The organism is Nocardioides sp. zg-DK7169 (genome assembly GCF_013155365.1).
Lineage (GTDB): Bacteria > Actinomycetota > Actinomycetes > Propionibacteriales > Nocardioidaceae > Nocardioides.
Genome location: NZ_JABJRA010000007.1, coordinates 215,009 through 234,587 on the forward strand (window position 1 = coordinate 215,009; position 19,579 = coordinate 234,587).

At 73.4% G+C, this 19,579-nt stretch carries 17 protein-coding genes; 12 read left to right on the forward strand and 5 right to left on the reverse strand.

Annotation, left to right across the window (positions count from 1 at the left end):
- Window positions 1–13: 13 nt before the first annotated feature.
- Together HOQ23_RS13370 and HOQ23_RS13375 are read right to left on the reverse strand one after the other, a co-directional pair.
- A complete protein-coding gene (locus tag HOQ23_RS13370; protein WP_253945479.1) occupies window positions 14–1,753 on the reverse strand; it encodes a dynamin family protein in 1,740 nt (579 codons plus the stop codon).
- The gene (locus HOQ23_RS13375; RefSeq protein ID WP_172215092.1) at window positions 1,750–2,871 is read right to left on the reverse strand and encodes a PrsW family intramembrane metalloprotease; all 1,122 of its coding nucleotides are present in this window, start codon (window positions 2,869–2,871) and stop codon (window positions 1,750–1,752) included. Before HOQ23_RS13375 ends, HOQ23_RS13370 begins: the two co-directional genes overlap by 4 nt.
- Window positions 2,872–2,930: 59 nt before the next feature.
- On the opposite strand from HOQ23_RS13375, the gene HOQ23_RS13380 reads away from it, so the two are divergent.
- Window positions 2,931–4,355, forward strand: a complete 1,425-nt coding sequence (locus HOQ23_RS13380; protein ID WP_367650494.1) for an aminopeptidase P family protein — start codon at window positions 2,931–2,933, stop codon at window positions 4,353–4,355.
- A gap of 92 nt (window positions 4,356–4,447) precedes the next feature.
- Window positions 4,448–5,740, forward strand: coding sequence for an HNH endonuclease signature motif containing protein (locus HOQ23_RS13385; protein ID WP_172215093.1), 1,293 nt, complete (start codon window positions 4,448–4,450; stop codon window positions 5,738–5,740).
- Window positions 5,741–5,879: 139 nt separating this feature from the next.
- Here HOQ23_RS13385 and HOQ23_RS13390 read toward each other — a convergent pair whose 3' ends face one another.
- On the reverse strand, window positions 5,880–7,721 hold the full coding sequence (locus HOQ23_RS13390) for a glycoside hydrolase family 2 TIM barrel-domain containing protein (RefSeq protein WP_216654196.1): 1,842 nt from the start codon (window positions 7,719–7,721) through the stop codon (window positions 5,880–5,882).
- A gap of 535 nt (window positions 7,722–8,256) precedes the next feature.
- On the opposite strand from HOQ23_RS13390, the gene HOQ23_RS13395 reads away from it, so the two are divergent.
- The 5 genes from HOQ23_RS13395 to HOQ23_RS13415 are packed head-to-tail and all read left to right on the forward strand — an operon-like array spanning window position 8,257 to window position 13,643.
- Window positions 8,257–9,804 carry an ABC transporter substrate-binding protein gene (locus tag HOQ23_RS13395; protein WP_172215094.1) on the forward strand — a complete coding sequence of 516 codons (1,548 nt, stop codon included), beginning with the start codon at window positions 8,257–8,259 and terminating at the stop codon, window positions 9,802–9,804.
- Window positions 9,801–10,781 carry an ABC transporter permease gene (locus tag HOQ23_RS13400; protein WP_172215095.1) on the forward strand — a complete coding sequence of 327 codons (981 nt, stop codon included), beginning with the start codon at window positions 9,801–9,803 and terminating at the stop codon, window positions 10,779–10,781. Before HOQ23_RS13395 ends, HOQ23_RS13400 begins: the two co-directional genes overlap by 4 nt.
- Complete coding sequence (locus HOQ23_RS13405) at window positions 10,778–11,617, forward strand: ABC transporter permease (protein WP_172215096.1); 840 nt, start codon at window positions 10,778–10,780, stop codon at window positions 11,615–11,617. The genes HOQ23_RS13400 and HOQ23_RS13405 overlap by 4 nt, the downstream gene beginning before the upstream one ends.
- Window positions 11,614–12,606, forward strand: coding sequence for an ABC transporter ATP-binding protein (locus tag HOQ23_RS13410; RefSeq protein ID WP_172215097.1), 993 nt, complete (start codon window positions 11,614–11,616; stop codon window positions 12,604–12,606). The genes HOQ23_RS13405 and HOQ23_RS13410 overlap by 4 nt, the downstream gene beginning before the upstream one ends.
- Entirely contained in the window at window positions 12,603–13,643 is a 1,041-nt protein-coding gene (locus HOQ23_RS13415; protein ID WP_172215098.1) for an ABC transporter ATP-binding protein, read from the forward strand. Before HOQ23_RS13410 ends, HOQ23_RS13415 begins: the two co-directional genes overlap by 4 nt.
- Before the next feature lie 9 nt (window positions 13,644–13,652).
- On the opposite strand, the gene HOQ23_RS13420 is transcribed toward HOQ23_RS13415, so the two are convergent.
- Window positions 13,653–14,498 (reverse strand): class I SAM-dependent methyltransferase, encoded by an 846-nt coding sequence (locus HOQ23_RS13420; RefSeq protein ID WP_172215099.1) that lies wholly within the window; start codon window positions 14,496–14,498, stop codon window positions 13,653–13,655.
- Window positions 14,499–14,650: 152 nt separating this feature from the next.
- Between HOQ23_RS13420 and HOQ23_RS13425 the strand changes: the two genes are divergently transcribed.
- Window positions 14,651–15,337 carry a helix-turn-helix domain-containing protein gene (locus tag HOQ23_RS13425; RefSeq protein WP_216654197.1) on the forward strand — a complete coding sequence of 229 codons (687 nt, stop codon included), beginning with the start codon at window positions 14,651–14,653 and terminating at the stop codon, window positions 15,335–15,337.
- A 125-nt stretch (window positions 15,338–15,462) separates the two neighbouring features.
- Here HOQ23_RS13425 and HOQ23_RS13430 read toward each other — a convergent pair whose 3' ends face one another.
- The gene (locus HOQ23_RS13430; RefSeq protein ID WP_172215100.1) at window positions 15,463–17,310 is read right to left on the reverse strand and encodes a phosphoenolpyruvate carboxykinase (GTP); all 1,848 of its coding nucleotides are present in this window, start codon (window positions 17,308–17,310) and stop codon (window positions 15,463–15,465) included.
- Window positions 17,311–17,486: 176 nt separating this feature from the next.
- Here HOQ23_RS13430 and HOQ23_RS13435 point away from each other — a divergent pair, with 176 nt between their 5' ends.
- From HOQ23_RS13435 to HOQ23_RS13450, 4 genes are all read left to right on the forward strand, one after another.
- The gene (locus tag HOQ23_RS13435; RefSeq protein ID WP_172215101.1) at window positions 17,487–17,855 is read left to right on the forward strand and encodes a helix-turn-helix transcriptional regulator; all 369 of its coding nucleotides are present in this window, start codon (window positions 17,487–17,489) and stop codon (window positions 17,853–17,855) included.
- An 82-nt stretch (window positions 17,856–17,937) separates the two neighbouring features.
- Window positions 17,938–18,261, forward strand: a complete 324-nt coding sequence (locus HOQ23_RS13440) for a hypothetical protein (RefSeq protein ID WP_172215102.1) — start codon at window positions 17,938–17,940, stop codon at window positions 18,259–18,261.
- A gap of 22 nt (window positions 18,262–18,283) precedes the next feature.
- On the forward strand, window positions 18,284–18,865 hold the full coding sequence (locus HOQ23_RS13445) for an NAD(P)-dependent oxidoreductase (RefSeq protein ID WP_172215103.1): 582 nt from the start codon (window positions 18,284–18,286) through the stop codon (window positions 18,863–18,865).
- A 54-nt stretch (window positions 18,866–18,919) separates the two neighbouring features.
- Window positions 18,920–19,564 (forward strand): hypothetical protein, encoded by a 645-nt coding sequence (locus HOQ23_RS13450; protein ID WP_172215104.1) that lies wholly within the window; start codon window positions 18,920–18,922, stop codon window positions 19,562–19,564.
- The last annotated feature ends 15 nt before the right edge of the window (window positions 19,565–19,579 follow it).

Genomic DNA, 19,579 nt, shown 5'->3' on the forward strand with positions numbered 1-19,579 from the left:
GCGCGTCAACGGGTCAGTCCCCGGCGTCCGTGCCACGCGTGGCGGGGCCGAAGCGGACGTCGTCCACGCGCCGCGTGGCCTGGCGCAGCTGCTCGGCCGCGTCGGGGTCCACGCCGAGGGAGTCGAGGTGCTCCTGCCAGCGCAGTGCCTCGGCCTCCAGCAGCGCCCGCAGGCGCGGGGCCAGCGCCTCTCGCGAGCGGCGCTCGAGCTCCTCGACGGCGGGGGCGCCGAAGACCGCCTCCAGCAACCGGCGACCCAGGGTCGCGGACTCGGTGGAGCCGTTGTCCAGGCTGAGCACCATCAGGGCGACCGAGAGCCCCTGCACGCCGTAGACCAGGAACCGGGCGGAGGTGCGCTTGTCGGCGCCCTCGGCGCGGATCAGCTCGGTGACCTCCGCCTGCCAGTCGCGTACGGCGCGCTCGCACGCGCGCCGCAGCTCGGTCGACGGGCGCGCGAGTCGGGCGCCGTCCTCGCCGGCGAGCAGCCCCTCCCCCGCCGGGTGCGCGGCCCAGGCCTGCGCGGCCCGGCCGGCGGCGAGCTCGGCGTGGGCCAGCACGAGGCTCTCCAGCGCGGACTCGACGGCGACGGTGACCCGCTCGGCCTGCTGGGGCTTGCCCTTGACCGCCGAGACCAGCCGCTCGCGCAGCCAGCCGACCTTGTCCTCCAGGGTGCGCAGCAGCTCACCGGTGCCGACGAACTCCTCCCAGCGCGCGAGCAGGTCGCCGCGCAGCAGCGTCCCGTCGCCGGCGGCGGTGACGAGCTCGTCGGCGGAGGCGTCGAACGCCGCGGCCGCGCCCTCGCGCAGCTCCGCGACGGCGGCGACCTGCCGGTCGACCGCGTCGGCCACGGGGTGCAGCTGGCGGGTCAGCGCCCGCACGGTCCCCTCCATCGTCTGGCGCACCACGCCGCCGCGGGCGTCCGCGTCGCGGGCGAGGGAGTCCAGCCAGCCGCGGATGTCGGCGACGTCGGCGGCCGGCAGCAGCCCCTCGTCGCTGACCTCGCCCTCGTGGACGACGAACAGCGGGGAGTCCTTGAGGCCGCGGGAGGCGAGCATCCGGGCCAGGTGGGTCGAGACGGTGGGCACCGCGTCGGGGGCGGTGCGGTCGAGCACGATGGCGACGGCGATCGAGCGCGCGGCCGCCTGCTTGAGGTGCTCCCACGGCACCTGGTCGGCGTAGCGCGCCGCGGAGGTGACGAAGAGCCACATGTCCGCGGCGGCGAGCAGCTGGGCGGCCAGCGCGCGGTTGGTCTTCTCCACCGAGTCCACGTCGGGGGCGTCGATGATCGCGATGCCCGCGGGCACGCTGTCGTCGGCGACCAGCTGGAGCGCCCCGTGGTCGTTGGTGGGCGCGTCGACCCGGCGCAGGTCGGGCAGCAGCCGGTCCTGTCCGAACCACTCCGCGTCGTCGGGGTGGTGGACCAGCACCGCCGAGCGGGTGGTCGGGCGCAGCACGCCGGGCTCGGTGACCCGGCGCCCGACCAGGGAGTTGACCAGCGTCGACTTGCCGGCGCCGGTCGAGCCGCCCACGACGACGAGCATCGGCGCCTCGAGCGTCGTCATCCGGGGGATGACGTAGTCCTCGAGCTGGTCGACCAGCTCGCGCCGGACGCCGCGTGGACCCTCGACGCCGTCGAGGTCCAGGGGCAGGACGGCCGCCTGGAGCGCACCGCGCAGCCGCACGAGCGCGGTCACCATGCGGACGCCCTCGGAGGAGCTCTCGTCGAGCCAGAGGGAGGGCGAGGAGGGGGTCATCGGGTCGGTACCACCTGTCCGGGAAAGGCGATGAACGGGCGCACGGCGCCGATTCTCGCAACGTAGTGCTGACCTCGCGCGGCGAAGTCCGGCGGCGGTGTGCCGCGCAGGTAACGGTGGTGCAGGAAGCCGAGCTCGATCGCGGCCTGCTGGTAGTCGCGCATCGCCTGCTCGGCGCGGGCCCCGCCGTGCGCACGGGCGTACGCGCGGGCCCGGCGGCGGGCGCCGAGGTCGACGACCCAGCCGATGTCCGTGGCCGGGATCAGGCCGCGCCGCGCGGCGTCGCCCAGCGAGGCCGCGAGCATCCGGCGCTCGGAGCTGCGTGCCCAGATCGCCAGGGCGCCGAGGCCGAGCAGCGCCGGGACGCCGAGGACGACGTACACCAGCGCGAAGGAGCCGATCCCGAAGACCGTGGAGGCGTTCCACAGACCGTGGGCCAGCACCGCGAGCACGTAGCCGGCCACCGGGGCCGCCACCCGCAGGGCCCCGCTGCGGGCGCCGACGGCGATGCCCACCCCGATCCCGACGAACGTCGTGAACAGGGGGTGGGCGAACGGGCTGAACAGGCAGCGCACGACGAAGGTGGCGGTGAGCGCCTCGGTGCCGCCGGGGCCGAGCCCGTCGGTGCCGTTGTACGCCGCGGCGAGGTAGAGGATGTTCTCGGTGAAGGCGAAGCCGATGCCGACCATGCCGGCGTAGACGATGCCGTCGAGGATGCCGTCGAGCTCCGCGCGGCGCCACCACAGCAGCAGCACCAGGAAGAGCCCCTTGCAGGCCTCCTCGGTCACCGGCGCCAGGACGGCGAGGCTCTCGGCCTCGCTGAAGCCGACGACCAGGCCACCGACGCCGGAGAGCAGGATCGCCGCGGCGGTGGCGACGAAGCCGCCCCACAGCAGCGCGGCGACCAGGAGCCCGCGCGGCTCCGGCTCGTAGCGGTCCAGCCACAGGTAGCACATCACCAGCGGCACGACCGGAAGGGCCGCGAGGACCGTCGCCACGGCCAGCGTGCCGGGCGCACCCGACAGCGCGATGAGCAGGAGGATCGCGAGCGCGCCGACGGCCACGAGCACGGCCACGACGACCGTGAAGGCGACGCTGTCTCGACGGGCTCCCTGCACGGGCGCAGCCTATCGGCCAACCGCCGGAGAGCGCCGGTCGCGGGCGTACAGTCGATGTCGTGACCGAGCAGACGCCCCCTGAGACCGCTCCTGCAACTGAGTCCCACGACCCCGCCGTGCCGGCGGCCTACGCCGCCTTCATGCGCACCGGCTGGGGCGACCGTGAGCTGGACCTGCCGCCGCACCCGATCACCCCGTGGGCCGCGGCCCGGCGCGCGCGCCTGGCCGCGATGTTCCCCGGCGAGCGCCTGGTGCTGCCGGCCGGCACCTACAAGGTGCGCGCCAACGACACCGACTACCGCTTCCGCGCCGACACCGCGCACGCCTACCTCACCGGCAACCAGACCAGCGACGCCGTGCTGGTCCTGCACGACGACGAGGCGGTGCTCTACGCCCGTCCGCGCTCCTCGCGCGAGACCGACGAGTTCTTCCGCGACCGCCAGTACGGCGAGCTGTGGGCCGGGCGCCGCCCCTCGGTGCACGAGCTGTCCTCCTCCCTCGGCATCGAGGTGCGCCACGTCGACCGGCTGGCCGACGACCTGACCCGCGGCGGCGCCCCCAAGACGCGCGTGCACCGCGGCATCGACGCGAGCGTCGACCGGCTGGTGGCCGGTGACGCCAGCCTGGACGCCGACCTGGCGCGCGTGGTCTCCGAGCTGCGCCTGGTCAAGGACGCCTGGGAGGTCGAGGAGCTGCGCGCCGCCTGCGACGCGACCACGCTCGGCTTCGAGGACTGCGTGCGCGAGTGGCCGCAGGTCCTCACGTACGGCGAGCGCTGGATCGAGGGCACCTTCTTCCGCCGGGCCCGCACCATGGGCAACGACATCGGCTACGACTCGATCGTCGGCGGCGGGCGGCACGCCACCACGCTGCACTGGATCGACAACGACGGCCCGGTCGTCCCCGGCGACCTGCTGCTGCTGGACATGGGCGTGGAGGGCCACAACCTCTACACCGCCGACGTCACCCGGACCCTGCCGGTCTCCGGCCGCTTCACCCCGCTGCAGCGCGACCTCTACGAGCTCGTGCTCGCCGCGCAGGAGGCCGGCATCGAGGCGGTCCGCCCGGGCGCACCGTTCCAGGGCACCCACCAGGCCGCGATGTCGGTGCTGGCCCACGGACTGGAGGACCTCGGCCTGCTGCCGGTCAGCGCGGAGGAGGCGCTGTCGCCCGACAGCCGCGTCTACGCCCGTTGGACCCTGCACGGCACCAGCCACATGCTCGGCATGGACGTCCACGACTGCGGCGCCGCGAGCACCGACGTCTACCCCAAGGGCGACCTCGCCGAGGGCATGGTCCTCACCGTCGAGCCGGGGCTGTACTTCCAGGAGGACGACCTGCTCGTCCCCGAGGAGCTGCGGGGCATCGGCATCCGCATCGAGGACGACATCCTCGTCGGCGCCGACGGCCCGGTGAACCTCTCCGCCGCGCTCCCCCGCGCCGCCGACGACGTCGAGGCGTGGATGGGCGCCCACACCGGCTGACCGGGTCCCGCCTGACCAGGTCGTCGGTCGAGCCTGTCGAGATCCGGCGGAAAAGTCCTTGTCATCGAACGTACGTTCGAGTAGAATGAGGCATGGCCGACCACGAGCTCCCCGACTGCGACACCCCAGCCGCCGTGCTGGCGTTCGCGCAGGAGCAGCGGGCAGCCGTCCAGCGGGGCGAGGTACTGATCCTCCAGGCCGCTCTGGCGTGGGCGGCGATGCACCCGGAGGAGACGGTCGCCGACGCAACGCCGACGACCGGACTGGTGTTCGGTGAGCTCGCCGTGCCGCTGGCCGGCGAGGGCACGCCGCTGGTCGCGGAGTTCGCGCCGATGGAGCTCGGCGCAGCTCTCGGCATGTCCACCGACGGCGCCCGAGGCCTCGTCGGTGACGCCCTCGAGTTGGCCCACCGGCTGCCGCGGATCTGGAAGCGCGTCCGCGCCGGCGAGGTCCCCGCTTGGAAGGCCCGCCGCATCGCGCAGCTCACCACCACGCTGCCGCTGGCCGGCGCCGAGTTCGTGGACCGCCAGCTCGCAGGCGTCGTCGGGAAGGTCGGCTGGGCGGCGATCGGGCGGCTGGTCGAACACGCCCGGGGCACCTTCGACCCCGAGGGTGCGGAGAAGGATCGCCGCGAGGCCGCCGACGGCCGGCGGTTCGACGTCCACACCGACAAGGCCATCCACGCCGGCGTCGTGCACGTCGAGGGTGTCCTCGACCTCGCCGACGCCCTTGACCTCGACACCGCGATCTCCCACGGCGCCGAGGAGCTCTCCGCTCTTGGATCGACCGAGTCCCTTGACGTACGCCGCTCAATGGCCGCCGGTGAGCTCGCCCGGCGCCAGCTCGCCTTCGAACTCCGCACCGAGGCCGGCGAGGGCGCCGCGTCGGTGGTCAAGCCCCGCCAGGTCGTCATCCACGTCCACCTCTCCGACGCCGCCGTCGGCACCGTCGAGGAGTCGCGCTCAAGCGTGTCGGTCGAGCAGGTCCGCGAGTGGTGCACCAACCCCGACACCCAGGTCACCATCAAGCCGGTCATCGACCTCGGCGAGCACCACCACACCGACGCCTACGCGATCCCCGACCGGCTGGCCGAGCAGACCCGTCTGGCCCAGTCGACGTGCGCCTTCCCGTGGTGCGAGCGTCCCGCTCGCCGCTGCGACCTCGACCACGTCGTCCCGCACGGCGGCGGATCGACCGGCGGCCCCACGTGCAGCTGCAACCTCGCACCCTTGTGCCGGCGACATCACCGGGCCAAGACCCACACAAGCTGGACCTACGACAAGACCGACGCAGCGACGTACCTCTGGCGATCGCCCCACGGGCTGCACCTGCTGAAGGACCAGGGCACCACCCGGCTGGTCACCGCGCACCCACCCGACGACTGAGCACCGATCGAGCCCCGCCCGTTCGCCGAGCCCGGCGAGACCGGCCCCCGCCACCGGCGGGGGCCACCGGCATGCCCGGCCTGGGGGAACGAGCCCGTTGTCCTGCCAGGTGGCACCGCCACCCGGCCGGCGGGGGCGGCTACGGTCGCGCCGCGGCCGCAGCAGCGCGGAGCCGGTCGAGCACCGCACGCACCCGCTCGGCCGGCAGCTTGGTCACCTCGCGGTCGTAGGTCGTCAGCCCGTTGAGCTCGTCCTCGACGTCGCTGACCTGGGTGTAGACGATCGCGGCCAGCCCCTGGCGGACGGCCGGGAGCAGCTGCTCGTCGTGCAGCCGCTCGAAGGCCGCGAGCAGGTCGTCGGGGGTGCGCATCTTGCGGTAGCCGAAGCTTCCCTCGCCCCAGACGTGGCCGGGGACCGGGAGCGCGTACCCGCCGTACTCGGTGAGCGCCAGCACCCGCGGCTCGCGGCCCCGGCGCACCGAGCGCGGGGTGCGGAAGCGACGGAAGTAGACGTGCAGGCTGCGCAGGTCCCCGGCGCCCTGGTCGTGCCAGCCGCTGGCGTGGTCGACGACCCGCGTCGGGTCGAGCGCGCGGACCTCGGCGGCGACCCGGACGGCGTCGAACTGGCCCCAGCCCTCGTTGAACGGCACCCAGGCCACGATCGAGGGGACGCTGCGCAGGTGCTCGACCATCGCCCGCAGCTCCGCCTCGAACCCGGCCCGCCCGGCCGCGTCGCCGCGTGAGAACCGCTCGTGGGCGCGCTCGCCGGTGTCGCGGAAGTGCACGAACGGCGCCACGGCCGGGGCCGTGACGACGTGGCTGCGGTAGGAGCCTCCCCCGTTGACCGCGTCCTGCCACACCAGCATGCCGATCCGGTCGCAGTGGGCGTACCAGCGCATCGGCTCGATCTTGATGTGCTTGCGCAGCACCGTGAACCCGAGCCGCTTCATCTCGGTGATGTCGTGGAGCATCGCCGCGTCCGAGGGCGGCGTGCACAGCCCGTCGGGCCAGTAGCCCTGGTCCAGCACGCCCGCGTGGAAGTACGGCGCGCCGTTGAGCAGCAGCCGCGGCCGGCCGTCGGGACCGGGCCCGACCCCCACCGAGCGCATCCCGGCGTAGGAGGACACCTCGTCGGCGTCCGGGCCGGCGCCGAGGCGCACGCGCACGTCGTACAGGTGCGGGTCCTCCGGACTCCACAGCCGTACGCCGGGCACCGGCAGCGTCAGGGTCTCGCCGGCCCGCCCCGTGCCGCGCGCCACCCGCTCGCCGTCGTCGAGCAGGTCGACCTCGACCGGTGCCCGCGGTGTCGGCCCGGCGCCGTGCACCGTGACCGCGAGCCGGGCGCCGGCCGGGTCCAGGTGCGGCACCAGGTCCAGGCGCGCGACGTGGTCGGCGGGCACGGTCTCGAGCCAGACGGTCTGCCAGATGCCGGAGAACGGGGTGTACCAGATCCCGCCGCGACGGGTCCGCTGCTTGCCCCGCGTCAGCGGCACCGCCTCGGTGCGATCGCGCACCGCGACCAGCACCCGCAGCGAGCCGTCCTCGCCCACCGCGTCGGTGACGTCGCAGCTGAACGGCAGGTAGCCGCCGACGTGGGCGCCCACCTCGACCGGCCCGGCGCCCGGCGCTCCGGCGAGCACCCGGCACTCCTGGTCGACCGCACCGAGGTGGAGCAGCACCCGCTCCCCCGCCCCCGGGCGCAGCGGCTCCGGGACGCTGACCACGCGCTCGTACCAGAGCGTCTCCTCGAGCCTCGGGCCCCGGCGCGCCCCGGAGAGCGGCGCCTCGGGCGAGAACGGCACCACGATCTCGCCGTCCCACGCCTCCGGGACCGGCCCCGCGAGCGGGGTCGGCACGATCGCGTGCGACCAGCGGCCGTTGAGGTTGTGCCAGCGCGGGCGCACCAGCTGGGGGCGCGGATGCTCGGGCAACGGGTGCTCGCGGTCGAGCTCGCGGCCCCACCTGGTCAGCAGCGGGCTCACGCGCCCACCTCCTCGTCGGTGCTCGTCGTCGGGTTCGGGTTCGTGGTGCTGGTGCTCTCCCACCCCGGTGCCCGGAACCCGGGCCGAGCGCCGCACCGCGAGGTGCAGCGGCACCATCGGCACCAGCACCGCGAAGACCATCCGCAGGCCCTGCACCTGCCCGGCCCGGTCCGCCGGCGTGCGGTCGCGCCGACCAACAGCGTCGCGAGGGTCGCGGTGACCGCGCTGGCCGCCACCAGGACCGCGATCACCGTCGGGTCGTCGGTGATCGTCTCGTGCACGAAGACGTTGAGGTACATTCTCGACCGTCCACGCGAGCTGCCCGGCCAGGCCGAGCACGACGACGAGGGTCCAGCGGCGTGCGGTCGCGAGCGGACCCTAGGTGACGCAGGCCCCGCGACGGGGCCAGGCCGACGGGCGTCGGCTGCGGACAGCGGACCCGCCGGCGTGATCCATGTCCTACGATCCTATATGACATACGATCACGTTCCACTCTCCGGAACGCGTTCACAGGACCGTCGAGGGGACCCCCCACATGCCTGACTTCACTCCCACCCTGACGCGCCGGGGGCTCATGGGTCTCGGCCTCGGCGCCGTGGCCGCCTGGACCCTGGCCAGCTGTGGCACCGACGACGACGGCGGCTCGGGATCCGGTGGCGGGGCCGCCCTCTCGGCAGCCGCGATCACCCTGGGCTCGACGGCGATCACCAGCGCCATCGACCCCCACGCCGCGACCTCCAACGTCGGGCGCACCTACGCCATCAACGTCTTCGACTCCCTCGTCGACTTCGACGGGGACGGCCGGATCGTCGCCTCCCTGGCCACCGACTGGACGCGCGTCGACGAGACCACCTTGGAGCTCACGCTGCGCGAGGGCGTCACCTTCCACAGCGGCGCGGCGTTCGACGCCCAGGCGGTCAAGGCGAACGTCGAGCGGATCCTGTCCGGCGACCCGGCGTACTCGCTGCTCGTGGGCCGCCTCGGCCCGATCAGCAAGGTCGAGGTCGTCGACGCGCGGACGGTGCGGGTGATCACCTCCGCACCCGACCCGATCCTGCTCAACCGCCTCACGATGATCGACATCGTCGACCCCGCCACGATCGGCAAGGAGGTCACGGTCGAGACCATCTCCGGCACCGGGCCCTTCAAGGTGGTCGGCTACAAGCCGGACCAGGAGGTCAGGCTCGAGCGCTACGCCGACGCCTGGCAGCCCTCGGAGAGCATCGCGACCGCGACGCTGGTCGCCATCAGCGACCCCAGCTCCCTGGCCATCGCGGTCCGCGCCGGCGAGGTCGACACCGCCTTCGGCCTCGCCCCCGACCAGGTCGCCCAGCTCCAGGGGACCCTCGACCTGGAGACCCCCAGCGCCGGCTCCTGCGCGATCTGCTCGCTGATCCCCGACGCGGAGCCCGCCCTGGCCGACCCGCGGGTGCGCCGGGCGCTCAACATGGCGATCAACCACGAGGAGTTCGTGGAGGTCGGCCTCGGCGGCTACGGCGAGGTCAGCACCGGGCAGCTCCTCCAGCCTGGCTACCTCGGCTACGACGACAGCCTCGAGGGGTTCCCCTACGACCCCGACGGCGCCAAGGAGCTGCTGGCCGAGGCCGGGGTCACCGACCTGGAGCTGCCGATCGTCACCACCGCGTTCTTCAAGGCCCAGGCCGAGATCGTGGTCGGCTACCTCGAGGCGATCGGGGTGAAGAGCCGCGTGGAGCTGCAGGACCTCTCGGCGTTCCTCGGCACCCTGCTCAGCAAGAGCGAGTTCCCGCTCGTCTACTGGCAGACCGACTACTTCGACCTCCAGGACATCCTGAGCGTCACCCGCTTCGGGCCCCAGCAGCCCGGCACCCAGCTGCACTTCGAGAACCCGCGGTACGCCGAGCTCTACCAGGAGGCCACCGTCGAGCTCGACGACGACAAGCGTGCCGCGGCCATCAAGGAGATGGCGGGCCTGCTCAACGAGGAGGCGGGCGTCCTGTTCCTCGGCTGGCCCAAGCTCGCCTACGTCCACGCCCGCGACGTCGACCTGCTGCTCGGCGGGGAGTCCCTGATCAACCTGCAGAAGGTCGTCCGCTCCGCATGAGCGACCTCGCCACGCCGGAGGCGGTGGGGACCCGGGGCCCCACCGCCGCCGGGGGCGTCCTGCGCTCGGCCCTGGTCTGGGTCCTGCGTCTGCTGGTGGTCACCCTCGGGATCCTCACCATCCTGTTCTTCCTGCTGCGCCTCTCCGGCGACCCGGCCGCGGTCGTCGCGGGCGCGGGCGCCACCGACGCGCAGGTCGAGCAGGTACGGGTGTCGCTGGGGCTGGACCAGCCGTTGCTCACGCAGTACGCCCAGTTCCTCGCCGACACCGCCCGCCTCGACTTCGGCTCCTCGCTGCTCACCGACCAGCCCGCCCTGGGCATGGTGCTCGACCGGATGCCGGCGACGCTGCTGCTGGCCGCCATCACGATCGTGGTCTCCACGCTCATCGGCGTACCGCTCGGCGTGCTCGCCGCCGCCCGGCACCGGCGGACGACCGGGCGGCTGCTGTCGCTGCTCGCGGCGCTGCTCCAGGCCGTCCCGAGCTTCCTGCTCGGCATCCTGCTGCTGCTCGTCCTCGGGCTGCACCTGGGCTGGCTGCCGACCTACGGCTCCGGCACGCCCGTCCACCTGGTGCTCCCGGTGGCGACGCTGGCCGCCATCACCATCGCGCGCATCGTGCGCCTGACCCGCTCCGGCGTGCTGCAGGCGCTGGGCCAGGAGTTCACCGGGGCCGCCCTGGCACGCGGGGCGACGCGCCGACGGGTGCTGTGGAACCACGCCCTGCGCAACGCGCTGGTGCCGCTGACCGCCTTCGTCACCATCGAGGTCGCGCACCTGATCTCGGGCGCGGTGATCGTGGAGTCGCTCTTCGCCTACGACGGGGTCGGGCGCCAGCTGGTCGACTCGATCTTCCGGCGCGACTACCCGGTCGTGCAGGCCACGGTCTTCGTGATCGCGGTGCTCGTCGTGCTCATCAGCGCAGCCGGCGACCTGCTGCTGCACCGTCTCGACCCCCGGATGAGGAGGGAGGCGTGAGCCGCCTGTTGCGTCAGCCGGCCGTGGCGGTCGGGCTCCTGGGCCTGCTGGCCCTGCTGGTCCTGGTGAGCTTCCCGGGCCTGGTCACCGACCACGGCCCCAACACCCAGACGCTCTCCCAGCGTCTGGTCCCCCCTGCCTGGATGGACGGGGGCTCCAGCGAGCACCTGCTCGGCACCGACCACCTCGGGCGCGACATCGCCGCCCGCACGCTGCACGGCGGCCGGGTCTCGCTGCTGGTCGGGTTCGTCGCGGCCACGGCTGCGAGCGTGCTGGGGATCCTGCTCGGGCTCGTGGCGGGCTACCGCGGCGGCTGGGTCGACCGGGTCGTGACCGAGGCCGCGAACGTCTGGCTCGCCTTCCCGTTCCTGGTCCTGGCGATCGCCACGGTCGCCGTGGTCGGCTCCGACCTGAGCGTGCTGGTGGTCCTGCTCGCCGTCGCGGCGTGGGTGACCCCGACCGCGATCACCCGGGCGGCCACCGCCTCGCTGCGCGGGGAGGACTACGTCCACGCAGCGATCGGGATGGGGGCCAGCGACACCCACATCCTGCGCAGCCACGTCCTGCGCACCGTGATGGCGCCCAACCTGGTCGTGTGGACGCTGACCGTCGGCACCCTGGTCGTCATCGAGGGCGCCCTCAGCTTCCTCGGGCTCGGGGTCCGGCCGCCGACCGCGTCGTGGGGAAGCATGCTCAACGACGGCCGGGCCTACCTGGAGACGGCGTGGTGGTTGGTGGCGTTCCCCGGCGCGGCGCTGACCCTCACCGTCGCGCTCACCAACCTGCTCGGAGACGGCCTGCGCGACGCGCTCGACGTCAGGACGGAGTCCCGATGACCAGCCCCGATCCCCTGCTCGAGATCACCGGTCTGCGTCTGGAGGCCGGTGCCGCGGACGCGCCGGCACGCCTCGTCGACGGCGTGGACCTCGCGGTCGCGCCGGGCGAGGTCGTGGGGCTGGTCGGCGAGTCCGGCTCCGGCAAGAGCCTGACGATGCGGTCGGTGCTCGGCCTGCTGCCGTCCGGGGTCCGCGCGAGCGGCGGACGGGTCGGCTGGGACGGTGAGGACCTGCTCGCGGCGTCCGAGCCCCGGCTGCGCGAGGTGCGGGGCGGGGAGATCGGGATGGTCTATCAGGACCCCTCGCAGGCCCTCGACCCGCTGATGCGCGTGGGCGACCACATCGTGGAGACGCTGCGCCTGCACGACCCGCGACTGTCTCGGCGCGCGGCCCGGGAGCGTGCGGTGGAGGCCCTCGCGGCCGTCGGCGTGCCGGACCCGGCCCGGCGGTCGCGGCAGTACCCGCACGAGTTCTCCGGCGGGATGAAGCAGCGCGCGATGATCGCGGTCGCGCTCGCCAACCGGCCGCGGCTGGTCATCGCCGACGAGCCCACCACCGCCCTCGACGTCACCATCCAGGCCCAGGTCCTCGACCTGCTGCGCACCGCACGCGACGAGCTCGGCACCGCCGTCGTGCTCATCACCCACGACCTCGGCCTGGTCGCCGAGATCGCCGACCGGGTCGCGGTGATGTACGCCGGGAGCGTCGTCGAGGTCGGGCCGGTGGGAGAGCTGTTCTCGGACCCGCAGCACCCCTACACCCGCGGCCTGCTGGCCAGCCGGCCCCACCTCGCCGCCCGCGGCGCCGCGCTGCCCGCCATCGCGGGGCAGCCGCCACTGCCGACGGGTCGACCGCCCGGGTGCGCCTTCCACCCGCGCTGCCCGCTGGCCGGTGACCTCTGCGTCACCGACGCCCCCCTGCTGGAGCTGCGCGGACCGGATCACCGCACCGCCTGCCACGTCCCCGCACCGGAAGGAGCACTGCGATGACCAGCCTCCCGGACAGTCCCCCGCGCGGGGTCGACCAGGCGCCCGCGAGCGACCCGGTGCTGCGCGTCGAGCGGCTGCGCAAGACCTTCCCCGTCTCCCTGGGCCGGCGGCGTACGACGCTCCACGCGGTCGACGAGGTGTCCTTCACGATCTCCCGGGGCGAGACCTACGCCCTGGTCGGGGAGTCCGGGTGCGGCAAGTCCTCGGTGGCGCGGTGCGTCACCCGGCTGCACGAGCCCACCGACGGCCTGGTCGAGGTGCTCGGCACCGACGTCACCCACCTCTCCCGCCGCGAGCTGCGCCCGCTTCGCCCCGGCTTCCAGCTGGTCTTCCAGGACCCCTTCTCCTCCCTCGACCCTTCCCACACCGTCGCCGCCCTGGTCTCGGAGCCGCTGCGGGTGCAGCGCCGCCCCCACGACCGGGACCTGGTCGCCGGGCTGCTGGCAGAGGTCGGGCTCGGCCCCGAGCTGCTCAAGCGCCGGCCCCACGAGCTGTCCGGCGGGCAGCGCCAGCGCGTCGTCATCGCCCGGTCCCTGGCCCTCGGCCCGGACCTGCTCGTGCTGGACGAACCGGTGGCCGCCCTCGACGCGTCGGTGCAGGCGCAGGTCATCAACGTGCTCCGCGACCTCCAGCGCCGCCGCGGGCTGGCCTACCTGTTCATCTCCCACGACCTCGGCGTGGTGGCGAACCTCGCGGACCGGATCGGGGTCATGTACCTCGGCCGGATCGTCGAGGAGGGCACCGTCGAGGAGGTGCTGGGCGCGCCGCAGCACCCCTACACCCAGGCCCTCGTCTCGGCCATCCCGGTCTCCGACCCGGCGCAGCGCGACAGCAGTGCGCGGATCCGGCTCCAGGGCGAGCCGCCCAGCCCGATCGACCGACCCACCGGGTGCTCCTTCGCGCCGCGGTGCTGGCTGGCCGAGGACCGCTGCCGGACCGAGACGCCGGCGCTCGTACGCCGTGCGGGCACCGACCACCCGGTCGCCTGCCTGCTCACGGGCGACCCGGTGGGGGCCGGGCGGCCCGTGGCCGGCTGAACGCCCGGCTCAGGTGCGCCGGGCGGTGGTGAGCAGGTACTCCCAGTGCATCGGGCCCGGGTCGACGCCGAAGCGGTGCGGCAGCTCGGCGAGCGCGCCGTCGAGCTCCGCGGTGCGGACCTCGTCGTCGGCCAGGTGGCGGTACGCCGCGATCGTCGGGCCGTAGACGGCCTTGAAGTAGTCGCGCCACTGGGCCCCGTCGGCGAAGTGGTCGACCGCGACCGTCCGTCGCGTGGAGCGCACGTCGGCGACGTCCGCGCCCAGCATCTCGGCGAGGTGCCCCTCCTCGCCCCACAGCGGCGGCGGCTGGGCGCCGGGCGGCGGAGGCGGGGCGTAGGGCCGCATCGTGGCGAAGACCTGCCCGATGAACCCCTGCGGGGTCCACGACAACAGCGCGATGGTGCCGTCGCGGCGACACACCCGCACCAGCTCGCGGGCCGTCGCCTCGTGGCGCGGGGCGAACATGTGCCCGACGCAGGAGATGACGGCGTCGAAGGACTCGTCGTCGTAGGGCAGCCGCTCGGCGTCGGCGGTGTCCCACGTGAGCGCGAGCCCTTCCGCCTCCGCCACGCGCCGCCCGGCCTCCAGCAGCTCGGGGGTCAGGTCGCTGGCGGTCACCTCCGCCCCCGCACGGGCCGCCGGCAGCGAGGCGTTGCCGGTGCCGGCCGCGACGTCGAGGACCCGGTCACCCGGGCCGAGGCCCGCGGCCGCGACCAGCGCCGGGCCGAGGTCGGTGATCAGGTCGGTGACCAGGCGGGGGTAGTCCCCGCTGGCCCACATCACGCGATGCTTCTCCTTCACCGCAGCGTCGCCGGGGTCGGCGGGGCCCGGGCCGCGGGTGGTCTCGGTGGTCATGGCGGTGCCTCTCTGCTCGGGAACACGACACCTCCACGCTGCGCCGCGACCGGCCGGCCGGGATAGTGCCGTCTCTGTACCGCGGGTGGTTCCGGATCTGAAGCGCCCTCGCTCTGGCGCAGCCGCCCGCACGGGCGTGTACTGGAGGGCGGATGAGAGGAAGCCCGATGTCGACGTACGGCCAGTTCTGCCCGGTGGCCAAGGCGATGGAGATCCTCGACGAGCGCTGGACGCTGCTGATCGTGCGCGAGCTGCTCTCGGGGAGCAGCCGGTTCAACGAGATCCGGCGCGGCGTGCCGCGGATGTCCCCCGCGCTGCTTGCCAAGCGGCTGCGCACCCTCGAACGTGCCGGGGTCCTCGAGCGCCGCGAGGAGCGCGGCGGCGTGGGCTACCGGCTGACGGAGAGCGGTCGTGAGCTGTCCGAGGTGGTCGAGGCGCTGGGCCGGTGGGGCGTGCGCTGGATCGGCGAGCTGGGCGTCGCCGACCTCGACCCGCACCTGCTGATGTGGGACATGCGCCGCACCGTGCCGGTCGGCGCCTGGCCCCGCGAGCGGACGGTGGTCGCGTTCCACTTCACCGACGTCGGGGCGCGCCAGGCGCGCTGGTGGATGTGCGTGCGCGGCAACGAGGTGGACGTCTGCGACCACGACCCGGGCTTCGAGACCTCGGTGTGGCTGCGCACCACCCTGCGCGGCCTGACCGAGGTGTGGCGTGGGGACCGGGAGTGGGCCGACCTGCTCGCCGACCCGCGGACCTCGCTCGAGGCGGTCGGCGCCGCCGGCCGCGAGCTGCCCGCCTGGCTGGGGCGCTCCGCGATGGCCGCGGTGCCCCGGCCCTGAGCCCCGTCGGACCGGGCACCGACAGCAACGGCAACCGGCGCCCCGAACCGGCCCGAACCGGCCCGAGACGCCCGAAGCCCCCGGAACCGAGGTTCCAGGGGCTTCGGGCGGGTGCTGAGAGGCGATCAGGCCTGGTCGGCCTCGGCCTCGAGCGCGGCGGCCACGCGACGGTGGGCCACCCAGATCTCCTCGGGCAGGTTCTCGAACTGCTTGAGGTGCTCCTCGCGGAAGCCGATCTCCTGGCGCCAGCGGGCGTTGTCGATCGACAGGATGGTCTCCAGGTCCTTCTCGGAGATCTCGACGCCGGAGAGCTCGAGCTCCTCCTTGGTCGGGATGATGCCGACGGGGGTCTGGCGACCCTGCACCTCGCCGTTCTTGAGCTGCAGCAGCCACAGCAGCGGGCGCAGGTTGTCCCGGTATCCGGGCCACAGGAAGTGGCCGTCCTCCGGGTCGCGCTGGAACCAGTTGACGTGGGCGAAGATCGGCTGCTCCTTCGCCGCACCGACCACGTTGAGGTAGTGCTGGGCGTAGTCGCCCTCGCCGTACGCCATGAACGGGCGGTTCGACATGGGGTCGTAGCGCAGCTGGCCCTCGACGCCCTCGGCGGCGAAGGTCGCCTCCGCGCCCAGGGTCAGGCCGTCGTACACACCCTCGGCGAGGTCGGTGATCGCGCGGACCAGCGGCTCGCGGTCACGGGTGCGGCCACCGAAGATGATCGCGTCGATCGGCACACCGGCGGCAGCGTTGTAGTCCGCCGCGATGTTCGGGACGTTGTCCAGGGTGGTGGTGAAGCGGCTGTTCGGGTGCGCCCACGGGCTCGTGTCGCCGGGCTCGCGGTCGGCGATCCGGTCGCCCTTCCAGTCCAGCCAGCCATCGACGTCGGCCGGCGGGTTCTTGGTGCGACCCTCCCACCAGACCTCCTGGGTCTTCTCGTTGTAGGCCACGTTCGTGAAGATCACGCCGGTGCCCTCGCCGAGGGACTGCAGAGCGGTGGGGTTGGTGCCCTCGTTGGTGTCCTTGGCCACGCCGAAGACGCCGTACTCGGGGTTCATGCCGTAGAGCTTGCCGGTGGTCTCGTCGACCCACAGCCAGGCGATGTCGTCGCCGTAGAACGACACGTGGTAGCGGTCGCCGAGGGCGTCCGGGGCCAGCATCATCGCGAGGTTGGTCTTGCCGGAGGCGCTCGGGAAGCCACCACAGATGTGGTAGTCCTTGCCGGTCTCCTTGTCGTGGATCCCGATGAGCATGTACTGCTCGGCGAGGAACTTCTTCGACGCCCAGCCGTCGTACGCCGCCTGGCGCAGGCCGTGGGCGATCTTGCCGAGCAGCGCGTTGCCGCCGTACGACGAGCCGAAGTGCAGGATCGTGCGCTCGTCGGCGACGGTCACGAAGTAGCGCTGGTCGTCGGGCGTGCCCTGGCCGAGGTTCTCCAGGTCGCCGGTCACGTGGACCGCGCGCACGAAGCTGTTGGGGTCCTCGAGGTCGTTGATGTGCTCGACACCCACGCGAGCCATGCGCATCATGTGCAGCACGACGGTGCGGGTGTCGGTCAGCTCGACGCCGGTGGCCCAAGGGCCGAGGGCGTTGCCGGGAGGCGCCATCAGGTAGGGGATGACGTACATCGTCTTGCCCGCGGAGGCACCGCGCATGCGGTCCTCGAGCATCGGCTTCATCTCCGAGGCCGGACGCCAGTTGTTGTAGACGCCCTTGTCCGCGGGGTTGCTCGTCGCGACGATCGTCCGCTCCTCGGAGCGGGCGGTGTCCTTGTGGTAGCTGCGGGAGTAGTAGCGACCCTCACCGGCGGGCAGCAGCTCCCCGGCGTCCAGAGCCTCCTGGACCAGGCGAGCGTCGTCGGCGGAGCTGACCACCTCGACCCGCGCTGCGCCCGTGAGCTCGGCCCAGTACTCCACATACTCCCGCACGCGCGGGTTGGTAAGGCCTGCAGCATCGAGCACCGACTGCACATCAGCCATGTGAGCTGTCCTCTCCGGAGCACCAGCGGAACCCTTCCGCCCGCCGGCCCTGCCGAGTTCTGTGTGTATCGTGCGGCCTGCAGCCACACTTGAACAATCTTTCAAGTCGACATGATTGCACCTCCGGCGCCGCAATGGGCGAGGGGGTACGCATCCCGACCCGAGGAGGGTGCCAGATGGACGCGCCTCTCCACCGACGCAAGGCCGAGTTCTTCAAGACTCTCGGCCACCCGGCCCGGATCCGGATCCTCGAGCTGCTCTCGACGCGCGACCACGCGGTGCACGAGCTGCTCGAGCAGATCGACATCGGCCCGAGCAACCTCTCCCAGCAGCTGGCCGTGCTGCGCCGCCACGCCCTGGTGGTCTCCCACCGCCACGGCAACGAGGTCCTCTACTCCCTGGGCATGCCCGAGGTCGCGCGCCTGCTCGAGGTGGCGCGCAGCATCGTGGAGCACCCCGACGCACCCCACGAGACACCCCCCGACCCCTCTCTCGATCCACCCGCCGGGGCACCCCTCGAGGAGCCCCGCGACCCCGTCCGGTGAGACCCGACTCACACCTCCACCCCGCAACCGACAGGACCCCTGCTTCGTCGTCTCAGGCAGACGAAGGAGTACGACACACCACATGACGACCATCCCGGTCAGCGAGACGGTGCCCGGCCCGACCGGCACCGCACCCGCCCCTCAGCAGCCCACCTCCCCCTCCTCCCCCACCCCGGCCGGCCCGACGCGAACGGCGGCCCTCGCCGCAGCGGCCCACGTGGTGCGCGACATCGTGCTCGCGCTGCTCGACCTGGCCCGCCTGCGCACCCGCAGCGCGTGGGCCGAGATCCGTGCGACCTCCCCCGCCTGGTTCCCGGTCGTGCTCCTCACCTGGTGCGGCGTCGCGGCCGTGCTCGCCGCGGCGTTCGCCATCTGGGTCCTGGTGGTCATGCTGACCACGGGCTGAGACCATCTCGCCGGGAGGTCCGATGTCGATGCAGGTGGCGGTGCTGGGGGCGGAGAGCCCCCTCGGCACCCTGGTCGTGGCCCGGCTGCGCGCGGAGGCCCACCGGCCGGTGCCGCTGGACCCGCACGACGAGGCGGCGCTCCGGGGCGGCCTGGTCGGCGCCGATGCGGTCATCAGCGTGCTGGCCCCGCCCGAGGACCCGCAGGCGCCGTCGCTGGCCGAGGTGACCGAGCGCGTCGTGGCGGCGATGACCGCCTGCGGCGTCGCGCGGTACGTCGGCCTCGGCAGCGCGGCCGTGCGCTGGTGGCGCGACGAGCCGACCGGGCGCGCGCTGCTGCTGCCGCACCTGGCCCGGCTGCGCTCGCGCAGCGCCCAGGCCGACCTCGCCGCGATGACCGAGGTGGTCAGCGGCTCGTCCCTGGAGTGGACCCTGGCCCGCGTGGTCCGCACCACCGACCGGCCCTCGCGCGGGACCATCCGCTCGGGCTACCTGGGCCTGGACTCCGTGCGCTGGTCGATGACCCGGGCGGACCTGGCGACGTTCCTGGTCGAGCAGGTCACCGACGAGAGCTACCTGCGCGCCGCCCCGGTCGTCACGAACTAGTGGCGCGCCGGGAGGATGCCGGGCCATCCCTCACCCGCCGGTATGGTGCTCCGGGTGAGTGATGTGATGGCGGTACGCCACCCGGTTCCCGAGGCGGTCCGCACCCTCGACGTCCTCGCCAAGGCGGCCCTGCTGCTGCTGATGTTCCTCGCCGTCACCTCACCGGACCTGGGCAACATGCAGGACAAGGGCGCCCACGCCCGCGCGATCGGCTACCCGCTGGCGGCCTTCCTCGTGCCGTTCATCTGGTACGTCTGGTGGCGCGACCGCGCGTCGTTCCCGTGGCTGGCCGACCTGCTGGTCACCGTGACCTGCTTCACCGACACCCTCGGCAACCGGATGGACCTCTACGACTCGATCTCCTGGTTCGACGACTGGATGCACTTCATGAACACCGGCCTGCTGACCGCGGCGGCGATCCTGCTGACCCTCCACCGCGGCGCGACGCTCGGGCGGATCCTGGAGCGCTCCCTGGCCTTCGGGGCCACGGCCGGCATCGTGTGGGAGCTCGCCGAGTACGCCACGTTCCTCAGCAAGTCCACCGAGCGCCGCTTCGCCTACACCGACACCTTGGGCGACCTGACCCTGAACACCCTCGGTGCCGTGGTCGCCGGGCTGGTGATCTTCGTGCTGTGGAGCCGCGGGCAGCTGCATTCCTCCGCGCCCCAGCTGGAGCACCGGGTCAGCACGCGGATCTGAGGCCCGCCCCGCCGC

Excerpts from the sequence above, each read along its gene's own strand:
- HOQ23_RS13370 (WP_253945479.1), bottom strand. The coding sequence starts at position 1,753 with ATGACCCCCTCCTCGCCCTCCCTCTGGCTCGACGAGAGCTCCTCCGAG.
- HOQ23_RS13395 (WP_172215094.1), top strand. The coding sequence starts at position 8,257 with ATGCCTGACTTCACTCCCACCCTGACGCGCCGGGGGCTCATGGGTCTC.
- HOQ23_RS13420 (WP_172215099.1), bottom strand. The coding sequence starts at position 14,498 with ATGACCACCGAGACCACCCGCGGCCCGGGCCCCGCCGACCCCGGCGAC.
- HOQ23_RS13385 (WP_172215093.1), top strand. The coding sequence starts at position 4,448 with ATGGCCGACCACGAGCTCCCCGACTGCGACACCCCAGCCGCCGTGCTG.
- HOQ23_RS13430 (WP_172215100.1), bottom strand. The coding sequence starts at position 17,310 with ATGGCTGATGTGCAGTCGGTGCTCGATGCTGCAGGCCTTACCAACCCG.
- HOQ23_RS13410 (WP_172215097.1), top strand. The coding sequence starts at position 11,614 with ATGACCAGCCCCGATCCCCTGCTCGAGATCACCGGTCTGCGTCTGGAG.
- HOQ23_RS13415 (WP_172215098.1), top strand. The coding sequence starts at position 12,603 with ATGACCAGCCTCCCGGACAGTCCCCCGCGCGGGGTCGACCAGGCGCCC.
- HOQ23_RS13440 (WP_172215102.1), top strand. The coding sequence starts at position 17,938 with ATGACGACCATCCCGGTCAGCGAGACGGTGCCCGGCCCGACCGGCACC.
- HOQ23_RS13400 (WP_172215095.1), top strand. The coding sequence starts at position 9,801 with ATGAGCGACCTCGCCACGCCGGAGGCGGTGGGGACCCGGGGCCCCACC.
- HOQ23_RS13435 (WP_172215101.1), top strand. The coding sequence starts at position 17,487 with ATGGACGCGCCTCTCCACCGACGCAAGGCCGAGTTCTTCAAGACTCTC.
- HOQ23_RS13445 (WP_172215103.1), top strand. The coding sequence starts at position 18,284 with ATGTCGATGCAGGTGGCGGTGCTGGGGGCGGAGAGCCCCCTCGGCACC.
- HOQ23_RS13425 (WP_216654197.1), top strand. The coding sequence starts at position 14,651 with ATGAGAGGAAGCCCGATGTCGACGTACGGCCAGTTCTGCCCGGTGGCC.